The organism is Candidatus Aenigmatarchaeota archaeon, assembly GCA_016932615.1.
In the GTDB taxonomy this organism is placed as follows: Archaea; Aenigmatarchaeota; Aenigmatarchaeia; order QMZS01; family QMZS01; genus JAFGCN01.
On sequence record JAFGCN010000021.1, the window covers coordinates 1 to 19,905 of the forward strand.

At 45.5% G+C, this 19,905-nt stretch carries 21 protein-coding genes and 1 other RNA gene; 11 read left to right on the forward strand and 11 right to left on the reverse strand.

The window, feature by feature from the left end; all coding sequences use genetic code 11:
• Positions 1 to 150: 150 nt before the first annotated feature.
• The 3 genes from JW727_05120 to JW727_05130 all read right to left on the reverse strand — a co-directional run bounded on the left by JW727_05120 (position 151) and on the right by JW727_05130 (position 4,472).
• Positions 151 to 2,283, reverse strand: coding sequence for an S-layer protein (locus tag JW727_05120; protein ID MBN2095404.1), 2,133 nt, complete (start codon positions 2,281 to 2,283; stop codon positions 151 to 153).
• A gap of 236 nt (positions 2,284 to 2,519) precedes the next feature.
• Positions 2,520 to 2,948 (reverse strand): Hsp20/alpha crystallin family protein, encoded by a 429-nt coding sequence (locus JW727_05125; GenBank protein ID MBN2095405.1) that lies wholly within the window; start codon positions 2,946 to 2,948, stop codon positions 2,520 to 2,522.
• A gap of 33 nt (positions 2,949 to 2,981) precedes the next feature.
• Positions 2,982 to 4,472, reverse strand: a complete 1,491-nt coding sequence (locus JW727_05130) for an ATP-binding protein (protein ID MBN2095406.1) — start codon at positions 4,470 to 4,472, stop codon at positions 2,982 to 2,984.
• A 74-nt stretch (positions 4,473 to 4,546) separates the two neighbouring features.
• Between JW727_05130 and JW727_05135 the strand changes: the two genes are divergently transcribed.
• The 3 genes from JW727_05135 (at position 4,547) to JW727_05145 (ending at position 7,608) form a co-directional block, all read left to right on the forward strand.
• Positions 4,547 to 5,917: an NAD(P)/FAD-dependent oxidoreductase gene (locus JW727_05135; GenBank protein ID MBN2095407.1), complete on the forward strand. Its 1,371-nt coding sequence runs from the start codon at positions 4,547 to 4,549 to the stop codon at positions 5,915 to 5,917.
• 133 nt (positions 5,918 to 6,050) lie between these two features.
• The gene (locus JW727_05140) at positions 6,051 to 6,551 is read left to right on the forward strand and encodes a YfcE family phosphodiesterase (protein ID MBN2095408.1); all 501 of its coding nucleotides are present in this window, start codon (positions 6,051 to 6,053) and stop codon (positions 6,549 to 6,551) included.
• A gap of 19 nt (positions 6,552 to 6,570) precedes the next feature.
• A complete protein-coding gene (locus tag JW727_05145) occupies positions 6,571 to 7,608 on the forward strand; it encodes a hypothetical protein (protein ID MBN2095409.1) in 1,038 nt (345 codons plus the stop codon).
• Positions 7,609 to 7,614: 6 nt separating this feature from the next.
• On the opposite strand, the gene JW727_05150 is transcribed toward JW727_05145, so the two are convergent.
• The 4 genes from JW727_05150 to JW727_05165 form a co-directional block, all read right to left on the reverse strand.
• On the reverse strand, positions 7,615 to 7,902 hold the full coding sequence (locus tag JW727_05150; GenBank protein ID MBN2095410.1) for a hypothetical protein: 288 nt from the start codon (positions 7,900 to 7,902) through the stop codon (positions 7,615 to 7,617).
• A 175-nt stretch (positions 7,903 to 8,077) separates the two neighbouring features.
• Positions 8,078 to 8,350, reverse strand: an RNA gene (ffs, locus tag JW727_05155) — signal recognition particle sRNA.
• A 38-nt stretch (positions 8,351 to 8,388) separates the two neighbouring features.
• Positions 8,389 to 9,261, reverse strand: a complete 873-nt coding sequence (locus tag JW727_05160) for a DMT family transporter (GenBank protein ID MBN2095411.1) — start codon at positions 9,259 to 9,261, stop codon at positions 8,389 to 8,391.
• 37 nt (positions 9,262 to 9,298) lie between these two features.
• Positions 9,299 to 11,521 (reverse strand): adenosylcobalamin-dependent ribonucleoside-diphosphate reductase, encoded by a 2,223-nt coding sequence (locus JW727_05165; protein ID MBN2095412.1) that lies wholly within the window; start codon positions 11,519 to 11,521, stop codon positions 9,299 to 9,301.
• Positions 11,522 to 11,697: 176 nt separating this feature from the next.
• On the opposite strand from JW727_05165, the gene JW727_05170 reads away from it, so the two are divergent.
• The 6 genes from JW727_05170 (at position 11,698) to JW727_05195 (ending at position 15,142) form a co-directional block, all read left to right on the forward strand.
• On the forward strand, positions 11,698 to 12,294 hold the full coding sequence (locus JW727_05170) for a CDP-alcohol phosphatidyltransferase family protein (protein ID MBN2095413.1): 597 nt from the start codon (positions 11,698 to 11,700) through the stop codon (positions 12,292 to 12,294).
• Positions 12,279 to 13,142, forward strand: coding sequence for a type II secretion system F family protein (locus tag JW727_05175; protein ID MBN2095414.1), 864 nt, complete (start codon positions 12,279 to 12,281; stop codon positions 13,140 to 13,142). Before JW727_05170 ends, JW727_05175 begins: the two co-directional genes overlap by 16 nt.
• Positions 13,139 to 13,825, forward strand: a complete 687-nt coding sequence (locus JW727_05180) for a type II secretion system F family protein (GenBank protein MBN2095415.1) — start codon at positions 13,139 to 13,141, stop codon at positions 13,823 to 13,825. The genes JW727_05175 and JW727_05180 overlap by 4 nt, the downstream gene beginning before the upstream one ends.
• A complete protein-coding gene (locus JW727_05185; protein MBN2095416.1) occupies positions 13,825 to 14,103 on the forward strand; it encodes a hypothetical protein in 279 nt (92 codons plus the stop codon). The genes JW727_05180 and JW727_05185 overlap by 1 nt, the downstream gene beginning before the upstream one ends.
• Positions 14,104 to 14,121: 18 nt before the next feature.
• Positions 14,122 to 14,445 (forward strand): 30S ribosomal protein S17, encoded by a 324-nt coding sequence (locus JW727_05190; protein ID MBN2095417.1) that lies wholly within the window; start codon positions 14,122 to 14,124, stop codon positions 14,443 to 14,445.
• Between the two features lie 67 nt (positions 14,446 to 14,512).
• Positions 14,513 to 15,142, forward strand: a complete 630-nt coding sequence (locus JW727_05195; protein MBN2095418.1) for an HAD-IA family hydrolase — start codon at positions 14,513 to 14,515, stop codon at positions 15,140 to 15,142.
• A gap of 11 nt (positions 15,143 to 15,153) precedes the next feature.
• On the opposite strand, the gene JW727_05200 is transcribed toward JW727_05195, so the two are convergent.
• A complete protein-coding gene (locus JW727_05200) occupies positions 15,154 to 15,537 on the reverse strand; it encodes a hypothetical protein (GenBank protein ID MBN2095419.1) in 384 nt (127 codons plus the stop codon).
• Between the two features lie 165 nt (positions 15,538 to 15,702).
• On the opposite strand from JW727_05200, the gene albA reads away from it, so the two are divergent.
• Both albA and JW727_05210 read left to right on the forward strand, forming a co-directional pair.
• The gene (gene albA, locus JW727_05205) at positions 15,703 to 15,978 is read left to right on the forward strand and encodes a DNA-binding protein Alba (protein ID MBN2095420.1); all 276 of its coding nucleotides are present in this window, start codon (positions 15,703 to 15,705) and stop codon (positions 15,976 to 15,978) included.
• Between the two features lie 49 nt (positions 15,979 to 16,027).
• The gene (locus tag JW727_05210) at positions 16,028 to 16,381 is read left to right on the forward strand and encodes an OB-fold nucleic acid binding domain-containing protein (protein ID MBN2095421.1); all 354 of its coding nucleotides are present in this window, start codon (positions 16,028 to 16,030) and stop codon (positions 16,379 to 16,381) included.
• On the opposite strand, the gene pyrG is transcribed toward JW727_05210, so the two are convergent.
• The 3 genes from pyrG to JW727_05225 form a co-directional block, all read right to left on the reverse strand.
• Positions 16,378 to 18,006 carry a CTP synthase (glutamine hydrolyzing) gene (gene pyrG, locus JW727_05215; protein MBN2095422.1) on the reverse strand — a complete coding sequence of 543 codons (1,629 nt, stop codon included), beginning with the start codon at positions 18,004 to 18,006 and terminating at the stop codon, positions 16,378 to 16,380. The genes JW727_05210 and pyrG overlap by 4 nt on opposite strands.
• A gap of 66 nt (positions 18,007 to 18,072) precedes the next feature.
• Positions 18,073 to 18,636, reverse strand: coding sequence for a DNA replication complex GINS family protein (locus tag JW727_05220; protein ID MBN2095423.1), 564 nt, complete (start codon positions 18,634 to 18,636; stop codon positions 18,073 to 18,075).
• Between the two features lie 3 nt (positions 18,637 to 18,639).
• Entirely contained in the window at positions 18,640 to 19,836 is a 1,197-nt protein-coding gene (locus JW727_05225) for an orc1/cdc6 family replication initiation protein (protein ID MBN2095424.1), read from the reverse strand.
• Positions 19,837 to 19,905 lie beyond the last annotated feature (69 nt).

Here is a 19,905-nt window from a genome sequence, read left to right on the forward strand (position 1 = left end):
GAAAGAGATAGATAATTCTAAGAAAGAGATAGATAATTCTAAGAAAGAGATAGATAATTCTAAGAAAGAGATAGATAATTCTAAGAAGCAATAATTAAAAAATTGAAGTGAAAATAAAAAATAAAACAGCCGTTAAGCCGCTAGCCCCGATTACTCAAGGGCCTTAAGAACAGGGTTGGTGGTTCCTTCAACGACAACGCCCTCGCCCATCAAGTCAGGGTAAACGGTGTACTGCTGAAGCACGCTACAAGCGGCTCTAGTGTTCACTGCATCCCAACCGGCTACAACAAGTGCGGCCTTTCCTTGGTTGAATGCTCCGTTGACCATCTTGATTATTGCTGCGTTCTCTGGAATCACTGCAGCTGCCTCCTCACCGCAAACGGTTTCGCTGAAACCGAGTGCGTTAGCTGTAAGGATGTTTACGCAAGGTCCGCCGACAAGAATCAAGTTCTTTGTCTGCTTTGCGACCTCGTTTACTTCAGTGTCCATCTTGGCGATGTCATCTACTATAGGAACTGCCTTCTTTACCGTGCTTCCTGTTACTGTGCTGACAGAGGTCTGTGGACCTTCTACAACGATAGTGGCCTTAATCTGCTCGCTTGGAACAGCGAACGCAAGTTCGTCACTATCACCGTTACTATCTGGGTCCCTGATTATAAGACCGTAGTGGGTCCTGTAATCATCCTCAGCAGTGCCTCTATTTGTGCCGCCGATTTTAAGTTCGGCTGCATCGGCCTGTCCCTGAGTGTCTCCAAGCCGCTCACCACTAAGATCCACATCCCAAAGAATGTCTCCCTCAACGCCTTCCTTTACAGTAAAGGCCATAGTGCTAACACTATTGTTGAAGTAGACAGGGAGTGCAGTATCCTGGTAGTAGACCTGAAGCTCATTGGTGACCTGGTAGTTGGTTCCGTTTCCGATGTAGAAAATCTGCTTCTTGTTGTCTGAATTGTCAAATGCGCCAATTACATTGGTGCCGTTAACCAACAAGTAAACCGTGTCTGTCTCGGTCATAACTCCACTAGCGTTTACTCTGAATCCAGTTTCGCTTTCGTCTGAAGTAAGCACCAAACCACTCTTACTCGTGTAAGTTGTAGTATCAGATGCTCCAGCTTCAGTCAGATCAAGGTCTATGTAGTTGTCAAACTCAGAGGTTATTTCTAGATAGTCCTCAGTGGTAAACTTGGTTATGGAAACCTTTGCATAGTTTTCAGGAAGAGCAAAGTATTCGCCTATTGTCTTAAGGTCGTCTTTGTGGTCAAGCAACTTCTGGTTGTACTTGGCGCCGATTGTCAACTTGCTTGTATCCGAGTTGTCTGCTTCGACTACCCAAAGCCATTCTGCATCGTTTTCTTCTTCAGGCTCACCAAAGGTCTCCATCGAATCGCCGTCAGAAACGGTCTTCTCGATGTCAGAACCAATGGAAATGTCTACCTGTCTGCTCTCGACATCATCAGTATACAAGATAGAGTTGACGCCTACCGTCAAGTCACCAAAATCATACTCATCTCCCTCAGAGATAATCTTTGTGTCACCTCCGACGGAAACGGATGCTGCAGCTGAACCAATGGAGTTAACCTTCACCATGCTTCCTTCGACTGCCTCTTCGTCACCGACGCCAAGAACAAAGTCCTTAGCAAACTTGAAAGTTATTGAGTCGGTTGTGCCGTTAGAAACTCCGGTAATCTCAAAGTCCTCTCCAAGGAATTTGACCAAAAGCTTCTTTGAAGTTGTTGTGTTTACCTGTGTGTAGTCGAAGTCGTCGTCATCGATTACGTAAGAGTACCTGAACTGTTGGTAGTTTGCGTTTCCAGTACCAAGGTATATCTCACTTCCCAAATCCTCATCAGAATCTGAGGTGACTATATCGATACCGGTTACGGTCAACTGCTCCTCGAAGTCCACGTCCTTACTATTCCATCTTAGCTTGTCATCCTGGAATCCGGCCAGCTTGTTGTCTTTCAGGGTGCCAAAAGTGCTAAGGGCCTCATTCAATGCGAGTTCCTTATCTTCACCACCCAATATTACTGTTCCGGATCCACCACAAGTGACTTCCTCGCCACGTTCAGCACCTAGTCTAACGGCAATGTTTATAGCTCCAGCAACATCGGCAGGGTCTGCCCCGCTACCAACGACGATAAGGAAGTTTGTGTTTCCGTTATCGACGAAAGGAACTGGGTAGTCCTCCAAACCATAGGTTGCTGCCATTGCAGGTGCTATACTTGCTCCTGTTGTAAGTGCTCCCAAGGCGATTGCTCCTATTTTTCCAAATATGTTTTTCATATTTTTTCTTTTCCTCAATATAGTGAATCTCCCCGCCATAGGCGGCTCCCGGATTCGGTGCGTCTTTTGATTCTATAAGATTATATACCTAGGGAATTATATATTATCATTAAGAAACAGTTATGTCTCCCAAACCAATCATTAAAAAATAAATCAAAATTACTAAATAATCAAAATTTTTTACTTAAATTGTTCCCGCATATAAAAAATAAGATAAAGTTATTAAAAAATAAAAACTATAACAATTTGTGCCTTTTGCCGGTCCCTTCCACTTTTGGAATCTTGATTTCGAGCATTCCTTCCGAAAATTTAATCTCTGCCTTTTCTGGGACAACCTCCTCGGGGATAAGCAAAGAACGTGTCATCTCCCCAGAAGACCTTTCCCTGAGATAGTACCTCTCGCCACGCTCTTCTTTTTCCGCCTTTTTGCAGGCGCCTATTACAAGATTCCTTCCTGCAATCTCTACAGACAACTCCTCCTTATTAAACCCGGGCAGATCTGACCTGACTATAAAGTGGTCTCCTTCGTCCAGGAGGTCTACAGGAAAATCAGGCATTGCTGCCGACCAGATATTTCGAAATCGCCTTCCAAACCCCGCTCCAATGTCCCAAAAGGGGTCGCTTGCCTTCGCTGGAATCCATCCCGGCTTCTTTTTGTCCTCCATATCATATAAACAGCGCACCCAGTATTTAAGCAACTATTCCTTCATCATGTCCAGCACGTCAGCCCTATCCTTTTTGGCCTGCTTGAGATATTCCCTGCACTCCTCCTCAAGGGACTTCCCGGTCTTTGCGTCGCAAACCTCCTTTTTCCTAATGCTCACGAACAGAGGAAACTGCGATGCCTCCCCGACAATAAGGGCTTCTCCCACCTCCAGGGTGGTAATCTGGTTCAAAAGCTCCTGGGTAAGGCCTTCGCTGCTTTCCCCAATGTGCTTTTTATCGTAAGGGTTTGTTATACGGAGGTACATGTGGGTGTTGCACTGCGAAAGGGAGGTTGTTGAAAGGTGGACCGGCCTTTGCGAGATAAGGCACAAAATTGCATTAAACTTTCTGCCCTCTCTTGCTATGGTCTCCACAATAGACTTTGAAAAGTTTGTCCGTGCGCTCTTTTCCGGGGCAAAGTTATGCGCCTCCTCTATAAACGCTATGAATGGGGGCACCGTACCTGAGACCCGCCTGTTGAACAGCTCTCTTAAAAAGTAAGAGGCAACCATCTGCCTTTTTTTGCCGCCGGACATATCCGAAACATCAAGAACGGTAAGGTTTCCTGGAAACACGAGATTTGGAACCGAAGGCACATCGTAGAAGCCAAACAGATGAGTCCGGTTAAGAACTTCGAGGTTTGACAGCAAAACATCTTTTGTCGCCTGCTTTATGCATTCATCAGCGTTTATTGCAGCCATCAGCTCCGGCATGCCAAACACATTCTCCCCTTTTTTCAGCTTTTCAAAAACCCTCACGAGGTCCCTCTTCTGGACAAAGCTCAACTCCGGCAGGAAAAGCTCAAGATAATTAGAGGAAAGCTTCGGAAGGCCAATACGAATATCTTTTCCCCTGACAAGGTTAGTTTTCTGGGAGAATTTTTCGTCATATGCAAACGCAGAATACTCGCCGTGCGGGTCTATCACAAGAGTTCCAACCCTTCCCTGGTCGTCACTTCGGCTCAAAAGCTCCTCTACAAGAACAGCCGTTGCATAGCTCTTTCCCGCACCCGAAAGCGCAAGAATCGCCAGGTGCTTTTGAAAAAGGCGGTTCAGGTTAAGCTTAACTGCAATCTTGTGCCCAATAAGCTCCCCTAAGTGAAGCCCGTCCGGCGCAAAGCGGAAAAGCTTCTTGAGGTTTTCTTCTTTGGCCAGATAAACGCTTGCCCCGGGAGAAGTTGGGTAATTGGAGCGCTTTACAATCTGCCCCAGTATACCTAAGCAGTGCGCCTTGCAGACAAGATATTCCCATTTGTCAGTCGGAAAGTGGGAATCTATGGATATGGAGTAGTTAGAAATCGTTTCCGGCTGCATAAAATACCGGTTCGTGACGATTATCTCCTCTATCCGGGCTATCAAAAGCCCTTCTTTGGTGGAAACCTGAACAAAAAGCCCCTTTTTTACTGAGTCCTTATCCTCTGCAACAAAGTAAAATTCGCCTGTGCTGGGCGAATCCTGGGTGGAAATGACTGTGCCAAGTTTCATAAATGGGTATGATTATTAAGAATAACTGAGGGCTATATAAAATAACTCTGCTAATTTGTGAGTGGATTTCGCATATGAAAAAAGCCATAATTGTCGGTGCGGGGCCTGCCGGACTTTTCGCAGCCCACGAGCTTGCCGGAAAATGCGAGGTGATTCTTATAGACAAGGGCAAAAGCACCCTGGAAAGGCGCTGCCCGATGAGTTCTGAAAAAAGCTGTAAGAACTGCCAGCCGTGCAATATCATGTGCGGAGTGGGCGGCTCCGGAACTTATTCGGATGGAAAGCTCCACTACACCCCGGTCCTAAGCCACGAAAAAATCCTTGACATATACGGCCCCGAAGAATACGAAAAGCTGATGGAAGAAGTTGACGAAATATTTACAAAATATGGCGTTGATGCGGAATATTATCCAAAAGATATGAAGAAAGTGCAGGACCTTGTCGAAAAATGCAAAAAAAACAGCATACACCTTTTTGTCAGGCGAATCAGGCATGTTGGAAGCGACAAGCTGCCAAAAGTCATAGGTAGTTTTGAAGAGGCCCTCAGGAAAAAGGGCGTGAAGATAAAGACTGGCTGCTACGTCGAGGACCTTATCATTGAAAATGGAATGCTCAAAGGCGTCGTGTGCAGCGGAGAGAAAATCTATGGAGACTATGTAATTCTCGCGCCTGGAAGATATAACGCCTCATGGATGCAAGGCATCGCAAAAAAATACGGCCTTGGCTATACCTATGAAAAGGTCGAGGTGGGAGTGAGGGTTGAATTTCCTTCAGAGGTGATGAAGGAATATTCAGATGAAATGTACGAGGCAGTATTTTTGCTGAGAACCCCCACCTTCGACGACGTCATGAGGACGTTTTGCCCCTGCCCAAACGGAAAGGTTGCAATGGAAACTTATGAAGGTTTTGTCTGCGTTAATGGCCACAGCAATTCAAGCCACGACAGCCCAAACAGCAACTTTGCCTTTGTAACAGAGATACAGCTAACTGAGCCCGTAGAAAACACAATACTTTATGCCAAATCAATCGCAAAGCTTGCCAACACAATTGGAGGGGGAAAGCCCATCCTGCAGCGTCTTGCTGACCTCAGGTCGGGCAGGAGGAGCACCTGGGAAAGAATCAAAAAAAGCTATGTCCGGCCTTCCCTAAAGGCAGTCATTCCTGGAGATATCTCAATGGCGTTTCCCCACCGGGTTGTTACAAACATAATTGAAGGGCTTGAGCGGCTTAACCGGGTAATGCCTGGCATAAATTCTGGGAACACCCTTCTCTACGCCCCGGAGATAAAACTGAGGTCCTCCAAGATAAAAACAGACGGCCATCTTGAAACATGCCTTTCTGGTCTTTATGTGGCTGGGGATGGCGCCGGAGTTTCAGGAAATATTGTCGGGGCAGCTGCAACCGGAATAATTGCCGCAAGAGGGATATTATCCGGGAAGGATTAACATATACACTCCAATTATGAAAGAAAGATATTTTGCATGTGGGTGTGAGGGACCGTTTCCCTGTCCAGAACTACCCGAAACATGTGGAACCCCAAATAGTCCCAAAGCATATTTGTCAAGGTAAACCTTATTAATGGCCTACCTCATAATAAGCGACCTACACATTCCGGACAGGGCAAAGAGCATCCCAAAAAAAATTCTGCAGGAGGCAAGATTGGCCGAAGGAATAATATATGCTGGAGACTTTACCGAAAAAAGCATCCTTGAAGAGCTTTTGGAAGCAAATTCCAACCTTGTTGCCGTAAGAGGTAACTGCGACCGGCTCGACCTGCCGGAGTTTATATCTTTTGAAAAATACGGAAAAAATGTAGGGGTGACCCATTCGCACCACTTTGGAAGGGGGAATATAAAGGCCCTTGAGGAAATTGCAAAATCGAGGGGGCTGGACGTGCTTATTTTTGGGCACACTCACTGGCCATTTGCTGAAAAATTTGGAGAAAAGCTTATTTTAAACCCTGGAAGCGCAAATGGGGTCGTTCCAGGAGCGGGAATGTCCCCCGGAAAAACCTACGCGCTTCTCGAACTCTCTCCAACTCCAAAAGCAATTATAAAAATTATAAAAAAGATAGAATAATTGGTTTCCAGAGAATATTATGGCTTTGGAAAAACCAAAAAGCATAGCTAACCTGCAGGGTGTTATTAAAAAGCTATCCAAAGGCCAAAGCGAGCTTTTTGATAGACTTTATGCTTTGGAAGTTTCTACGGGAAATCTTGAAGTGCCTTCTGAAATGGAATCCTGGACAAAACAGAAATTTGGCTCAGTCAAAAAAGTGAAAAGCCAAAAAATTGTACACCTCCAAAACCGCCTGACGGGCGAAGGAACCCTTTTTAATGAACTTAGGGCATCCCGCCCATTTGATACAAACTGCCGGACTATTCCTGACATCGAAAAAAACGAGAGTTGTCTTTTCTGCAATGCCTCTAAAAAAACGCCCCCCGACACTTTCGGCAGGCTGAGGGGAAAGCATTGCATGACCTCCAGCAATATTGCAAAGTATGACCAATTCCATGGAGTGATTATCTTCAACGAGCATAACCCCCTTAAGCTTAAAAAAGAATGGCTTCTCGATTACCTGGAAGTCGCAGAGAAATGGTTTGGCAAAGCCGCGTCAGTTGATCCCTTGGCAAAAAATGACTTTCTGATCTGGAACTGCCTCTGGAAAAGCGGGGCATCTCTTGTCCACGGGCATATGCAGCTTACCGCCTCAAGAACAAAATACGGCCAAATACGCCACCTGGAGGAAGTTGCTCTTGGCTACAGAGAGATTTTTGGAAGAGATTACTTTGAAGACCTTTTTGAAGTTCATAAAGCCCTGGGGCTAGGCAAAAAGGCCAAAAAGGAACGCCTGATATTTTACCTGACACCAAAAAAAGAAAAGGAGATACTTATACTCTCGAAATCAAAGCGCCTGACAGACCTTGCGCTGGCCATATTCAGGATAATCGAAAAATACAAGAAACTTGGAGTTCAAAGCTACAACCTCGCGGTTTTCAAGGCGCTGGACTACTGGATAATGCGGATTGTTGACCGGGGAGCGCTTGACAACAAAAGCTCAGACATTGGCACTATGGAGCTTTTCGCCGATGCTGTCGTTTCAAGCGATCCCTTCCGGCTGGCAGAAAAATTCTAAATTCAGTCACTTCTTTTCAGGAAGCTCCCTTGCGTAAATTATTACATACGTCCCCTTTACAAACCAGTCCTTTATTTTTGCAGCCCTCCTGAACCCATGAGCGAAACAGAAGTTTCCTGCAAGCTTGTCTTTCTCCTCAAAATCAACAAGCATGCAGTAGTATCCCTTCAGCAACCTTATCTCAGCATGCCGGATCAGCTCCTGGCCTACCCCATTATGGCGAAATTCCTCACGGACGTCAAAAAAAAGTCCATGTTTTTGGCCTGTCGTTAATGTCAACAAGTATTGCTCCAATCAATTCTCCGTTATCAAAAGCCCCAAGTTAAATACCGCGCCTCTTAAAATCATCTTTCAAAAAACTCCGCGTAAACCAGTATTCTCCCCCTAAACTGCTCCCTGCCAAGTTCATACCTGCCCTCAAGGTGGCGCCCATTAAGATTCCTTATTTCCATCAGAAGGTTTATTTGTGTGTGGAGCGCTTCCCTATCGAAAGCAGATACCGAAAGGGTTTGTCTTCCAGTTCTCCTCCGCTCAGTAATCCTGCATGCACAATTGTCCATGCTTACCCTTGCTTCCTTCCGAACCTGGGGGATTCACACAGGCAACCGCCAGACAGGGCCAAGCATCTCCGTTGAACCGAAAGGCCCTCCCGGTAAGCCGCCTCCTCAAGGGCTTTTCGAACCCCCGCATAATGACGATTTCGGGTTACAAGCTGCGCCAACCAGCCCGGCCTAGCCCCACACAATATGATTTTGTTTAAAATACTACTAAACAGCAGGACTACTTATATCGAAGCCGTATCAAGACTCCCATCACGATTAAAGCCAATCCCACTATGGAACCTGCTGAAAATAGCTCGGCATTCAGTAGATAAGTCCAAATCATGGCTAAGAAAGGAACAGCATAGACCAAATTTGCCATCTTGTGAGTATCCCCCAATTCCAGTGCCTTAAACCAAAACACTACCGCAAGTGAATTAACCACCCCTCCAAGAAATGCAACTGCCAGCCAGGTGGTCAGTACCAGGGGCACAGTGAAGCTGGAAAAAACAAGGGTGATGGGTATGATAAGTGCTGCAGCGGAAAGAGAATAGACCAGCATACCCGAGTAGTTCTCATAATTCCATTTTTGCCCGAGAACAGAAAAAAGGCCATAGCATAAAGCGCCCAAGGCGGCAAGAATATATCCTTGGGTATAGTCACTGCTAAATCTCAGATTACCTCCCGTAAAGGCGATCAGTGCCCCAATAAAGCTAATTGAAACCGATAGAAGGGTTACGGGGGTCAGTCTTTCCTTCAGTAGGGGTATCGAAAATAGTATAACAAATACGGGCCAAAGATAATTCATTACGTTAACCTGTCCCGCAGGGGCCAAAGCAAAACCTCCAAGCAAAAACGCATGGTATAAGAAAATGCCCAACATTCCCAAAACAAACATCTTAAGATAATCTCCTGGAGAATACTCTAAAAGAAGACCAAGTTTTCCCTGTAACAGATTAACTGTGAATAAAGAAATTATTGCAAAAATGCACATGTAGAATAGAACCTGAAAATTATCCAATTCAGCCAAAGCCAATTTTGCAACAGCTGGATTGGTTGACCAGACCACTACTGCCAGAAGCAAATAACCATATGCTTTTTTAGAGGAGTCCATAATCTATCTGACAAAAGGTAGCTAATCCGGGGTAAATCTATCCGCCACAAACAGAGTATCCGCAGCCCTTGCAGTTTCTGCAACCCTCCTCCCTTACCATAATGGACCCGCAGTTGGGGCACTTGTTTGGGTCATCGGTTTCCGGCTTCATCTCACCTCCATTGCAGTTCGGGTTTTGCTGCGGCTCCCGATTGGAGGCCTGTGGCTTTTTGGAAGAATCATAAAAATTAAGAACCTGCTCGCTTCGGCTGTTATTCCTGTAAACGGTTATTCCCTTGCAGCCCATCTTCCAGGCCCTTATGTAGATGTCCTCTATCTCCTGAATTGTCGCCCAGTTTGGAAGATTTATGGTCTTGCTTACGGCGCTATCAATGTGCTTCTGAACCGCTGCCTGTATCTTAAGGTGCCACTCGGGCGAAATATCGTGGGCTGAAACAAAAACACGCCTTATGTCTTCAGGCAGATCCTGCACATCCTGTATGGACTCCCTTCCAGCGACTTTTCTCATGAGGTCCTCACTGTAAATACCTCTCTTTCTAAGGACCTGCTCAAATAAGGGATTTGTCTCCACTAAGTCCTCTCCAAGGGTATTTCCCACCTTCCGAAGGTACGAAATCGCAAAAAGCGGCTCTATGCCTGATGAAGCGCAGGCAATTATTCCTGTTGTGCCTGTTGGCGCAACTGTCGTGCAGGCCGCGTTTCTCATAGTTGGGAATTTATCCTTCCATATAGATTTTTTGAAATTCGGAAAGTTTCCCCTGACCCGCCCAAGCTCTATGGACATCTCGCGCGCATTATCTTCGATAAAGCCCATTACTTTATCGGCAAATTGCTCGGCTTCAGGGCTGTTGTAAGGGATTCCCAAAAGGATAAGAGCATCGGCAAATCCCATTACGCCCAGACCCACCTTGCGGTTTGCCCTTGAGGCCTTCTCTATCTGGGGTATGGGGTAGTTATTGGCATCAATTACATTATCAAGGAAATGAATTGCGTCACGAACTGTTGACCTCAACGTCTTCCAGTCCATTTCATAGCCGATTTCAGTTTCCTTTAGCATCTTGGACAGGTTTATAGCCCCCAGGTTGCAGGACTCATAAGGCAAAAGCGGCTGTTCTCCACAAGGGTTTGTCGCTTCGATTTCACCTACTTCGGGGGTGGGGTTCTTGCGATTAATCTCATCCAGGAATATCAGCCCCGGGTCTCCATTTTTCCAGGCAAAAGTAGATATAAGCGAGAAGACCTTTCTGGCACTCAGGTGACCTACGACTTCACGGGTTTTGGGGTCGCGCAAGGGGTAGTTTCCACCAACCTCGGCCGCACTCATGAATTCATCAGTCATTCCAACAGACAGGTTGAAGTTTGTCATTTCCGTATCCTTCTCCTTACAGGAAATAAAGTCTATAATGTCTGGATGGTCAACCCTCATGACACCCATATTGGCGCCGCGCCTCTTTCCCCCTTGCTTAATCACATCTGTTGCGACATTAAACACCTTCATAAACGAAAGAGGGCCTGAGGCAACCCCTCGGGTAGACCTTACAGGATAGCCCTTTGGCCGCAGCCGGCTGAATGAAAATCCGGTGCCTCCGCCAGATTTCTGAACAAGCGCCATATATTTTACGGCATCGAAAATATCCTCCATCGAGTCCCCAACAGGAAGGACAAAACAGGCAGAAAGAGACAAGCCCTTGTCGGTTCCGGCATTAAACAATGTAGGGCTGTTAGGCATAAACTCAAGCGTGGTCATCATCTTGAAGAATTTTCTAGCCGTTGCCTTGATTTCGTCTTCGTCAGAACCGTATCTCCTGTCCTGTTCTGCAATGTTGCGGGCAACCCTTGTGAATAACTGTCTTGGAGTCTCGACAATTTTACCCTCTTCATCTTTTTGAAGATACCTTGCCTTGAGAACCTTGAAGGAATTAAGAGGAAGCTTCAGGTCATCGTCCACGTCCCCCATCAGGGATTTTATTTCCCTAAGCTCTTTGTGCTTTTGCCTGTATATTATATAGGACTTAGCAACATCAGCGAGATTGTTTTTTATTAAAACCTGCTCCACAACATCCTGAACCTGCTCAACAGTAATGACCCCACCATCATATTTTTTCTTAAGCTCTGTAAGGACGCTATCGGCAATTTTCTGCACTCTTGCCGGTTCGTCGCGCTCCACTGAAGAAAACGCCCGAGTAATTGCCTCGATTATTTTATTCTTATTAAATGGAACAATTCTTCCGGTCCTTTTCCTGACCTTTATAAGATCCATTCTTTATATAGCCCACAAAAACTTATAGGGTTCTCCGGAGGAGCAAAATATATTTCTGAAAAAATAAGCCAAGATATAGAAAAATAGGTTCTCCGAGTTGTTATAATCAGCACATAATCAATATAGCTTGTTAAAACCTTCTATTTGCCTATAGAGGTATTATTCTTACAGTAATTATGCTATCTTCCTCAAAGAAAAAATTTGGGGGAATTCTGGATTGGGCGATAAAGCCGCTAAAGAGAACTGGAATCTCCCCAAACCAGCTCACGCTTCTCTCCCTGCTTCTTGCGGCTGGCTACTTCTATGCCATGCTTTCCGGGAAATACATTGCAGCACTTTTCCTGGTGATTCTTTCTATTGCTTCTGACGCCCTTGACGGGCATCTGGCAAGAGAAACGAAACGGGCAGGGCCATACGGCGCCTACCTAGACACTATTGCAGACAGATATGTGGAGTTCATAATATTCCTGTCATTCCTCTTCCTGCCCCTCCCAACCCTGGTCCTGGCACCGGAGATATGGATCGCTCTTTGTGTTTTCGGGTCGCTTATGACCACTTACTCAAAAGCGGCATACTCTGAAAAGACAGGCAAATCATTTTCCGGAGGGCTCCTTGAAAGGCCTGAGAGGACTCTTGCCTTGATAGCGGGCATTATTTTGATTAACCTTAACCCAATTTACCTCCTATACATAATAATTCTTCTTGCGTTCCTGACTAACCTGTCCGCAATCCACAGGATATACAAAGCCCTTGGACTATGTACCCAGCGCTAATAAGATTTTTTGGAAAAACCGGAAGCCGTTTCTTCGGAAGGCAGCTTGCGTCTCTCAAGGAACTGACAGAGAAATCAAACCTTCCAATAATATACGAAACCTACGTAGGGCAGCTGTTCTTTTACTGCTTTCTTTCCCTTAATCTCTTTCTGGTCTTCTTTTTATATCTGTTTCTTTTGTTCTGGGGCCTGAGCTTTACGGCATCAATAGCTTCCGCAGGCATCCTCACACTGACCCTGACCTCATTTATTGCAACGGTATTCTACCTCTACCCTTTCGCAAAGTACCAGCGGCAAAAAGAAGACCTTGAACGGAATATGGTTTTTGGAATCCCCTATTTAAGCATAGTTTCAAGAAGTGGCGTCCCACTTCAAAAAATAATATACTGCGCTTCAAAAGAGAAGGAGTTTGGAGAGTTCTCAAAAGAGTTTGGGCGCGCCCACAAATATATTTCTCTTATGGGAAAGGACGCCGTGTCCTCGCTAAAAGAAGTGGCAAACCGAACCTCTTCTGAAAAATTCAAAAAATTCCTCGATGGGCTAACGGCGACAGTAATGTCTGGAAGCGACATAAGCAAGTACCTTGTTGAAGAAGGAAAAAAGGAGCTAGAGGTATACCGGGAAAGAGGAAAAAAGCACACGGCAGTAATGTCCCTTCTTGCTGATTTCTATCTTGTTGCGCTCCTTATAGCCCCCCTGTGCCTGACCATCATTCTGGTTGTGTTCTCACTTATGGAGCCCACCTTTCTGGGACTGGAAATCCATCACCTTATGACCCTGATTGTCGATGGAGCGCTGCCTCTGCTTGGAATTATATATCTCGCCCTGCTGGGGCTGGTTAAACTATGACTGCAATCCATTTCCTGCTTCTAGGGTTTATAATCATTCTCCTCTTGTCTCTTTACGGGCACAGGCAACAAAAAAAGCGTGACCTTATCGAAAACTTCCCACGCTTCTTCCAGGAAGTGTACAATAACTGCGCGTCGGGCATGACCCTGGTAAAAGCAGTAAAGCACAGCAAATATGCAAACTATGGCTCTCTGACGCCTGAAATAAGAAACCTGTGCCTCCAAATAGAATGGGGGATTCCTTTCCCTGTCGCCCTTAAAAAGCTTTCCAAAAAAATAAACGATCCCTTTATCTCACGCATGATAAACCTGGTCGATAAGGCCTCTGAATTCAGCCCCAATATTGGAAAAAGCATGAACGAGATATATTCCCACATAGCCCTTACTCGGGAGATTGAGCGTGAACGGTCTGCAGCCCTCTTCCCCCAGCTCATTTCCTTTTACCTCATATTTTTTGTGATGCTTGCAACAATACTTCTCCTCTTCAGGTCTTTCATCCCCTCCTTTGGCGAATTTAACCTTGAATTTTACAGGACGCTGTTCACACACCTTATTATCATTGAGGCGGTTATCTCTGGCCTTGCTATTGGAAGGATCGTCGAAGACTCATTTAAGGCAGGAATAAAGCATGTCCTTATTCTACTTTTTGTTGGTATATTTTTTATATATTTCTATAGTATATAATGGTGAAGGTTAAGTACAAGGTGGCATGCCCATTTTGTAAGACTCAGCATGAAAGCGAGATTGATATGGCTTATAGAAAGGACAAAAAGTTCAATGTAAGAAAAAGCAACAAAAATCTCCACATCTGCAAAAATGAGAAGTGCAGCAAGGAGTTTATCGTTGAAATTGATAGCCATGGCGGCGTAAGCTCGATGCCGACAAAATCAGCCGAAAAAGATGGTATATTCCCCTGGGAAATGATAGTTGACGGCAAAATTGTAAGTATAGAGGAGAATTAATCTTTTACTTTTTAATTTATGGCAAGAAATATCGGGCTTGACGTAGAGGAACCAAAGGAAAGCTGCAACAGCGAAGAGTGCCCTTTCCACGGAAACCTCAAGATTAGGGGGAAAACCTATACTGGAGAGGTGGTTTCCCTTAAGGCAAAAGACACTGTCGTAATTGAAAAGAGATACCTCTATTACGTACCAAAGTACGAGAGGTACGAGCGAAGGAGGAGAAAGATAATAGCGCATATGCCAAAATGCCTCAAGCTCAGCAAAGGAGATGAAATAAGGATTGCCGAATGCAAGCCCATTACAAAGACAAAAAGGCACGTAGTAATTGAAAAAATCAGGTAATTTCCCCCAAAACCACTTGCGGGAGGTAAATTGGGCAACGGGCTTTAATTAAAGTTCTAGGTCTTTTATGATTAAGCTGTTCATATTCGACATGGACGGAACGCTTATAGACTCTGTAAACCAGTGGGCAGACCTGTTTGAAAGGACCTTTGAAAAGTACCAGATAAGTGTTCCAAGAGACCATCTATTGAGCATTTTTGGAAGGGGAGCGCCGGAAATAATGAGAATGACTGTCCCTAACGGCAAGGCAAGGCCGGCAACAGAATTCTTCCTGCACCACCAAAAAGAGCACATAGAGTCCTTTAGGCCATTTCCTGATGCAGAAAAGACCCTGGCAGAGATTAAGGAGAAAGGGTACAAGATTGCAATCGCCACAGGCAATAACCGCCATCTCATGCGCTATTTCCTTGAAAAGTTTGGCCTTCTAAAGTACGTCGATGCCTGTGTTTGCTCCCAGGATGTAAAAAATGGAAAGCCAAGCCCGGATATGCTAAACAAGGTTTTAAGCCAGCTTGGCATATGCCCTGACGAAGCAATATACATTGCCGATTCCCCGATGGACTTTGAAGCGGCAAGAAAGGCCCATATCCGGATAGGAATTATCACCACAGGAGTTCTCTGCGAAAAAAAAGCCCGGGAACTCAAGCCAGACTACCTGCTTAAGAACCTATGTGAACTTGAAAAGCTCACCAAATAGGGCTAAAGGGCTTATTCCAATGTCACATGAATTTCACGTGAAGAAACTTTCTCCAGGTTTACGCGCCGCTGTCCGGAAGGGATATCTAACTCGCCAAAATTCAGTCCTGAAAAGGTCCGGCAATACCGCTCCTCCCCCAGGATAAAGCAAAGTTCACTTCCTGAAAGCACAATATGGCCTTTGGAGAATGCCAAGTCCACTTCTCTTGATGTGCCTATTGGGTCATCTGACAGGTCAAGCATTACCTCCGAAAGATGGTTTACGGCCGACTTTCCCCCTTCTATATCCAGCCCATTTGTCTTGTCCTCAATAAGGGGTAGCCCAAAGGAAAGAACAAGCCCTACAATGGATATCGAAAAAGCCATGATAAGGGTCGCCGAAACTGCTGGATGCATAATATCCCTAAAATAAAGATGGGAAATACAAAAGCCACACAATCGTGATTTTATAAAGATGCCTCTAAATTTTTTATTTAATAATCGCGGAGATATTAATATAGTAGCAGCTATCGTACTATATCGTACTATAGACAGCTTGGGCATTGCCCAATATGAAGCAATATGGCAGAACTAAAGGAAAACGTAGTGTTAGTAGGACAGAAACCTTTGATGAGTTACGTCCTAGCAATCGTAACTCAACTTTCAAACAGCGGCGAAGTGACTATCAAGGCACGAGGAAAGGTTATCAGCAAAGCAGTAGACGTTGCACAGATCGCGAAAAACAAGTTTGCAAAGGACGTCAAGATTGGCGAAATCAAGATAGGAACCGACGAAGTTGAAGCAAAGGAAGGTGGAAAAATCAACGTATCCACAATAGAAATTCCATTGAAGAAATAGTTTTGTTTTTCTCGATTTTCTCTTTTTTCAAGATTGTTTAACTTATATTATGTCTCCCGAGAGGGCTATTTTAAAATATTCCCTTTTTGCAATAGTCATTGGCCTTGTTGGCATTTATGCTTCAGTTCTCTACATAGAGCCGGAAAGCGTCCCCCTCTCATCAGTAAATGACTCAAGAATAGGGCAGGTTATAAAAACCGAGGGTTTGGTACGATCCGCACGGCTTTCGAATACTTCAACGCTATTTATCCGGCTAGAGGATCAGGAGTGCGAAATTGATGTGGTTTTGTTCAAAGCGGGCAATGCCAATGCAAATCCCGGAGACCTGGTTCAGGTTGTAGGCGAAGTAAGCAAATATGAAGGAAAGCTGGAGATTATCGCCCGGAAGATTAAACCTCTCTAAAGGCAGGCCTTCACGAAGCCCAGAAAAAGAGGGGCAGGATGAAGAAGGTTTGACTTAAACTCTGGATGCGCCTGGGTAGCAACAAAGTATGGGTGGCCTGGAAGCTCAATAAACTCAACAAGCTTTCTGTCTGGAGACACCCCCGAAAAAACGAGTCCCTTATCCTGAAGTAGTTTGTGAAAAGCAGGGTTAACCTCATAGCGGTGCCTGTGCCTTTCGTATGCCACCCCCTTAGAGGACAAAAGACCCGCAGCCAGGTAAGATTCATAAACCCTAGTCCCATTCTTCAGAACCGCCGGGTGGCTTCCAAGTCGCATTGTCGCCCCCTTGTCTTTCACTCCCTTTTGTTCAGGGAGAATATCCACAACGGGATACTTCGTGGCCGGGTCTATTTCAGTTGAGTTAGCCCCCACAAGCCCGCAGGCATTTCTTGCATATTCCACCACGGCCATCTGAAGGCCAAAACAAAGCCCCAGGAAAGGCAGTTTGCTTTCACGGGCCTGCCTTATCGCCTGAATTTTTCCCTCCACCCCAGCAGAGCCAAATCCCCCCGGAACGATGAGCCCGGAAACCCCAGAAAGTTCCGCCTCACCAATATTCTTTGCATTTACCCAGGCAATGCCACAGCCCACCCCAAGCTTCGCGCATGCGTGCTTTATTGATTCCTCTACAGAGATGTAGGAATCCTTAAGCGTGAAGTTCCCTGAGTCAATATACTTGCCCACGATGCCTATCGAAACCCTGCGGCCCGGATTTTTTATGACCTCAACCCTTTTGGTCCATTCGTCCAATTCAAGCTTTCTGGCAGGAAGTCCAAAGCGATCAAGGATGCGCTCCGAAAGACCCTGCCGTTCAAAAATCACCGGAAGCTCGTAAACGGTTTCTATATCGGGGTTGGATATCACGTCTTTTTCGCAGACATCGCAAAAAAGGGATATCTTCTTCTTTCTGACATCATCCAGAGGGTACCTGGACCTACAGATTATAACATCAGCCATAATGCCAATTTCGCGCAGCAGGCGCACCGACTGCTGCGTGAGCTTTGTTTTCGGCTCGCCCAGCTTGTCCGGTATGGGTACATACGACACGTGAACAAAACATACCTTTTCCTTTCTGCTGCAGGAATCACCAAGTTCACGCCCCATCTGCCTTGCCGCCTCCAGAAAGAGCACATTCTCATAGTCCCCTACAGTTCCGCCGATTTCAACCAGGCAAAAGTCCGCTTTCTTTGAGCCCGCCGCCGTTTCGATTCTTCTCTTAATCTCATTTGTAACGTGCGGAATTACCTGCACCGTAGAGCCAAGGTATTCGCCGCGCCGTTCACGTGAAATTACCTCCCTGTAAATCTGGCCTGTGGTAATGTTATGGCTTTTTCCTATTGGCTCGCAGAGAAACCTTTCGTAATGCCCAAAATCCTGGTCAATTTCGCCGCCATCCTCGGTAACCCACACTTCGCCGTGCTCTGTTGGTCGCATTGTGCCTGCGTCTATGTTCACGTACGGGTCTATCTTCACGGCGGTGACCTTATAGCCGCGCGATTTAAGGAGCCGGGCTATGGAGCTTGTAACTATTCCCTTTCCAAGCCCCGACATAACGCCCCCGGTAACAAAAATATATCGCGCCATTTCAAACACATTACTACATTCCCAAGGCATTAATACTGCAACTTGCGCTAATATCTATTATGCCCCTTAGAGGCTGCAAAATCCACTCTTCTTCAAAAAATCCGCAAATGCCTTCGAGACTGTAGCGCAATCCCCTTTCTTGAAGGTACATGTCTGCATATCCGGGGTCATAAGCTCAGGCGTGTCCATAACAAATGTGACTTTCACCATATCTCCTACACTACCCTTCTCTTTCTCCTCGACGGGGGAAGCATCCTCTGAAGGTTCCATCAGATTACAGTGTGGAGACTTGTCTTCAAACCCGGCCTTATCTGCAAACCTTGCCCTGAATTCGCAATCCCCTTTTCGAAGTGCGCTGATCAGGTCAGAATAAACCTTAACCTCCACAGGGCTCAGGTTATCGGGAACTTTTCCTGCAAGGTAATATATGGATGCCATATTGGCAACCTTTTTCAGGCGCCTTTCAAAAAGATTTGTAAGAATCTTGAGTGCAGTCTTTCCCTCGTCAGTCCCATGCCTTGCCCGCAGATAGTCTGCAGCATCATCAAAAAAATTCTCAGGAAGCGCCTGAAGCTCATCTTTCTTTTCGTTGAGTTGCACTTCCCTTATTTTCTCGAATGTCAGAAGCATAATCTATGCCTCAAACGAGCCCGAAAAATAGGACATTAAAAGATCAAAGGGCTTTTTTGCTATTGCCACCCTAATTTCACGAGTCCGGCCATATCTTCCCTTGGACACAACGCGGGTTGAAACAAGGCCCAACATGTCAAGTTCAGATATCAAGTCCGAAATTCTTCGCTGGGTCAGCACCCGATACCCATTTTTCTTGCATATTCCAACATAAATATCATATACGTCCCCGGTAAGGATATTTTCCTGCCCCTTTTCGAAAAGCTTGAGTATGGAATAAAAAATCAGCTGTGAATGCCTTGGCTGAGCCTTTGCAAGCTCCACAACCCTATCCAGCTCAAGCTTTTGCTCTGCAAGGGCAACGTGCTTTTCTGCCACAACCCTCTCATCATTTCTTTCGGCAATTTCTGAAGCCACCCTGAAAAGGTCCAACGCCCTTCTTGCATCCCCCTGTTCCTGGGCGGCCAATGCCGCACACCTGCCAACAACTGCCTCCGAAAAAGACCCCTCAACCATTGCAGCCGATGCCCTTGTCATCAATATATCCTTAAGCTGAAGGGCATTATATGGAGGGAATATGACCTCTTCTACAGAAAGAGAGCTTTTAACCCTTGGGTCAATATAATCTGTAAAGGAAAGATTGTTGGAAATGCCCACTATCGAAATCTTGGCATTTTTAAGCTCCGTGTTTGCCCGCGTCAGATTATAGAGCACTCCGTCCCCTATTTTGTTTATCAGCGCATCCAGTTCGTCCAGGGCCAGGAGAATAATCTGCGGCTTGGAGTCAATTATCTCAAAAAGCTTGTTATATAGCACTTCCGTTGGAAGGCCCGTATCCGGAACCTTGTATCCAAACTCCTTGAGTATATATGAAAGAAGCCGGTACTCCGTATCAGAAACTGTCCTCAATTTACAGTTGACATATATTGCCATGAGATTCGACTGGCTGGTATGCATGAGCTCGTTATAGATATATTTAATTGCAACGGATTTTCCTGTCCCAGTAGTTCCAAAAACAAATATATTGGATGGTTGATCAAGCCGAAGCGCAGGGGCAAGAATGCGGGCAATCGCCGATATTTGCTCGTCCCGGTGAAGAATTTGCTCGGGGATATAATTGTGTGTAAGAAGATTCTTGTTTATGAAAATCGACTCCTTTGCCATGTATTCTGAGAAAAAGGTACGAAGCCGTTCTTGCATACCTATATTTCCTTTGGAAACATATATTCTTTTCTGTTAAACAAACCATCCTTCCACAAAAATCCATAC

What these genes read in the sequence shown, in the direction of transcription:
- JW727_05120 (MBN2095404.1), bottom strand. Translation starts at nt 2,283, where the DNA reads ATGAAAAACATATTTGGAAAAATAGGAGCAATCGCCTTGGGAGCACTT.
- JW727_05125 (MBN2095405.1), bottom strand. Translation starts at nt 2,948, where the DNA reads ATGGAGGACAAAAAGAAGCCGGGATGGATTCCAGCGAAGGCAAGCGAC.
- JW727_05130 (MBN2095406.1), bottom strand. Translation starts at nt 4,472, where the DNA reads ATGAAACTTGGCACAGTCATTTCCACCCAGGATTCGCCCAGCACAGGC.
- JW727_05135 (MBN2095407.1), top strand. Translation starts at nt 4,547, where the DNA reads ATGAAAAAAGCCATAATTGTCGGTGCGGGGCCTGCCGGACTTTTCGCA.
- JW727_05140 (MBN2095408.1), top strand. Translation starts at nt 6,051, where the DNA reads ATGGCCTACCTCATAATAAGCGACCTACACATTCCGGACAGGGCAAAG.
- JW727_05145 (MBN2095409.1), top strand. Translation starts at nt 6,571, where the DNA reads ATGGCTTTGGAAAAACCAAAAAGCATAGCTAACCTGCAGGGTGTTATT.
- JW727_05160 (MBN2095411.1), bottom strand. Translation starts at nt 9,261, where the DNA reads ATGGACTCCTCTAAAAAAGCATATGGTTATTTGCTTCTGGCAGTAGTG.
- JW727_05165 (MBN2095412.1), bottom strand. Translation starts at nt 11,521, where the DNA reads ATGGATCTTATAAAGGTCAGGAAAAGGACCGGAAGAATTGTTCCATTT.
- JW727_05170 (MBN2095413.1), top strand. Translation starts at nt 11,698, where the DNA reads ATGCTATCTTCCTCAAAGAAAAAATTTGGGGGAATTCTGGATTGGGCG.
- JW727_05175 (MBN2095414.1), top strand. Translation starts at nt 12,279, where the DNA reads ATGTACCCAGCGCTAATAAGATTTTTTGGAAAAACCGGAAGCCGTTTC.
- JW727_05180 (MBN2095415.1), top strand. Translation starts at nt 13,139, where the DNA reads ATGACTGCAATCCATTTCCTGCTTCTAGGGTTTATAATCATTCTCCTC.
- JW727_05185 (MBN2095416.1), top strand. Translation starts at nt 13,825, where the DNA reads ATGGTGAAGGTTAAGTACAAGGTGGCATGCCCATTTTGTAAGACTCAG.
- JW727_05190 (MBN2095417.1), top strand. Translation starts at nt 14,122, where the DNA reads ATGGCAAGAAATATCGGGCTTGACGTAGAGGAACCAAAGGAAAGCTGC.
- JW727_05195 (MBN2095418.1), top strand. Translation starts at nt 14,513, where the DNA reads ATGATTAAGCTGTTCATATTCGACATGGACGGAACGCTTATAGACTCT.
- JW727_05200 (MBN2095419.1), bottom strand. Translation starts at nt 15,537, where the DNA reads ATGCATCCAGCAGTTTCGGCGACCCTTATCATGGCTTTTTCGATATCC.
- albA (MBN2095420.1), top strand. Translation starts at nt 15,703, where the DNA reads ATGGCAGAACTAAAGGAAAACGTAGTGTTAGTAGGACAGAAACCTTTG.
- JW727_05210 (MBN2095421.1), top strand. Translation starts at nt 16,028, where the DNA reads ATGTCTCCCGAGAGGGCTATTTTAAAATATTCCCTTTTTGCAATAGTC.
- pyrG (MBN2095422.1), bottom strand. Translation starts at nt 18,006, where the DNA reads ATGGCGCGATATATTTTTGTTACCGGGGGCGTTATGTCGGGGCTTGGA.
- JW727_05220 (MBN2095423.1), bottom strand. Translation starts at nt 18,636, where the DNA reads ATGCTTCTGACATTCGAGAAAATAAGGGAAGTGCAACTCAACGAAAAG.
- JW727_05225 (MBN2095424.1), bottom strand. Translation starts at nt 19,836, where the DNA reads ATGCAAGAACGGCTTCGTACCTTTTTCTCAGAATACATGGCAAAGGAG.